The organism is Actinomadura rubrobrunea NBRC 15275 (assembly GCF_001552235.1).
Lineage (GTDB): Bacteria > Actinomycetota > Actinomycetes > Streptosporangiales > Streptosporangiaceae > Spirillospora > Spirillospora viridilutea.
The window spans coordinates 1-1,947 of record NZ_BCQU01000196.1; the positions used below are offsets into that span (position 1 = coordinate 1).

2 protein-coding genes are annotated in these 1,947 nt (G+C 69.6%); one reads left to right on the forward strand and one right to left on the reverse strand.

The features are described 5' to 3' along the window. Nucleotides 1–185 precede the first annotated feature (185 nt). Nucleotides 186–1,148 (reverse strand): alpha/beta hydrolase, encoded by a 963-nt coding sequence (locus tag AR3_RS28970; RefSeq protein WP_067918801.1) that lies wholly within the window; start codon nt 1,146–1,148, stop codon nt 186–188. 106 nt (nt 1,149–1,254) lie between these two features. On the opposite strand from AR3_RS28970, the gene AR3_RS28975 reads away from it, so the two are divergent. Next, complete coding sequence (locus AR3_RS28975; protein WP_067918803.1) at nt 1,255–1,737, forward strand: MarR family winged helix-turn-helix transcriptional regulator; 483 nt, start codon at nt 1,255–1,257, stop codon at nt 1,735–1,737. The last annotated feature ends 210 nt before the right edge of the window (nt 1,738–1,947 follow it).

Consider the following 1,947-nt stretch of genomic DNA (forward strand, 5'->3'; position numbering starts at 1 on the left):
GGGCCCCGAGTTCGGCGGGATGGTCGACCCAAAGTCCGCTCCCGCGACTCTGAACCGAACCGTCGACTCATGGCTCTGCCGCGGACGTGGAAGACAGCGCCGCGAGAACCATCGGAAGATCGGCTCACGGCGCAACGCGGTGGCCCGGTCGCGACCAGCCGGGTCACCGCGTTCCGTTCGGCCTGTCAGCGGGTTCCGAGCGCCTCGGCCAGGAAGCCGATCGCCTGCCGGATCGCCGCGTCGGCCGCGTGCGTCCCGCGCAGCGCGTTGAGCATCACGAAATCGTGGATGATCCCCTGGTAGCGGACCGCGGTGACGGGGACGCCGGCCTCGCGCAGCTTCTTCGCGTACGCCTCGCCCTCGTCGCGGAGGACGTCGGCCTCAGCGGTGATCACCAGCGCGGGCGGCAACCCGGCGAGCTGTTCGACACTGGCGCGCAGCGGCGACGCCGTGATCTCGTTGCGCTGCGTTTCGTCCGTCGTGTACTGGTCCCAGAACCACTGCATCGCGTCGCGGCGGAGGAAGTACCCCTCCGCGAACCGGTGGTACGACTCGGTGTCGAAGGCGGCGTCGGTCACCGGGTAGAAGAGCACCTGCGCCGCGAGCTTCGGGCCGCCGCGCTCCTTCGCCATCAGCGTCAGCGCGGTGGCCATGTTGCCGCCGACCGAGTCGCCCGCGACGGCGAGACGCGTCGCGTCGAGGCCCTTCTCGGCGCCGTGCTCGGCGACCCACCGCGCCGCGGCGTAGTTCTGCTCGATCGCGACGGGGTAGCGCGCCTCGGGAGAACGGCTGTAGTCGGGGAAGACGACCGCGGCGCGTGCTCCGACGGCGAGCTCGCGGACGAGCCGCTCGTGCGTGTGGAAGTCGCCGAACACCCAGCCCGCGCCGTGGATGTAGAGGATGACCGGAAGCACGCCGGTCTCGCCCTCCGGACGCACGATCTTGACCGGGAACTCGCCGGTCGGACCGGAGAGGCGGAGCTCCTCGATCTCGGCGGCGGGCATGTCGATCTCGCCGGACTGCACCTGGTCGACCGTCTCGCGCCCCTTCACCGGCCCGAGGTCGAAGAGGTAGGGCGGCTTGGCCGTCGCCTTGGCGAACTCCTGCGCCGCCGGCTCGAGAACGACGTCGGTCGTGGTGGTGGCCATCGCTGTCTCCTCACTGCGGTTGCCTCGTTGTCGACCACAAAGCTAGCACGCAACTAAGTTGTGCGCAATCTAATCTTCCGCGATTTGATGCGGTACTCTTCCTCGCATGACCGCGACCGCAGACGCCGAGATCCCGATCGAGGACTACCTGTGCCTCGCCCTCTGGAAGGCCTCGCGCTCGGTGACCTCGCTCTATCGCGATCTGCTGGACGAGTTGAAGCTGACGTACCCGCAGTACCTGGTGATGCGACTCCTCTGGCAGAAGGGGCCGCAGCCGGTGAAGGAGATCGCCTCCGTGCTGCAGCTCGACTACGGCACGCTCTCGCCGCTGCTGAAGCGACTGGAGGCGGCCGGGCTGGTGACGCGGTCCCGCCGACGCGACGACGAGCGTTCGGTCGAGATCGGGCTGACCGACGCCGGCCGGGCCCTTCGCGCCAAGGCCGACGACGTCCCCACACGCCTCACCTGCGCCATGGGGCTCGACACGCAGACGAGTGCGCAACTGCTGCAGATGCTCACGAGGCTGACCGAGACCATCTGCGCGTCCCCCGAGCCCGGCGACCGGAAAGAACCGCTCGCGAAGAAGTGACCACAGGCGAGCGTGCTCGAACGAGCACGGAAGCCAACGGGAGATCCCCCGGGCGTAGCCGGGATGGGCGGGCGATGCCGGTCAGCCAGTCGCCAGCCCGACGCAATTCCTTGGCGCCCAGTGGTACGCCCACCGCCGCCCGGTGGCTGGTGAGGTCGCTTTGCCAGCGTTGGTGGGGGCAGCGGCGGAGCGGGGTCGAAGCGGGCGGCC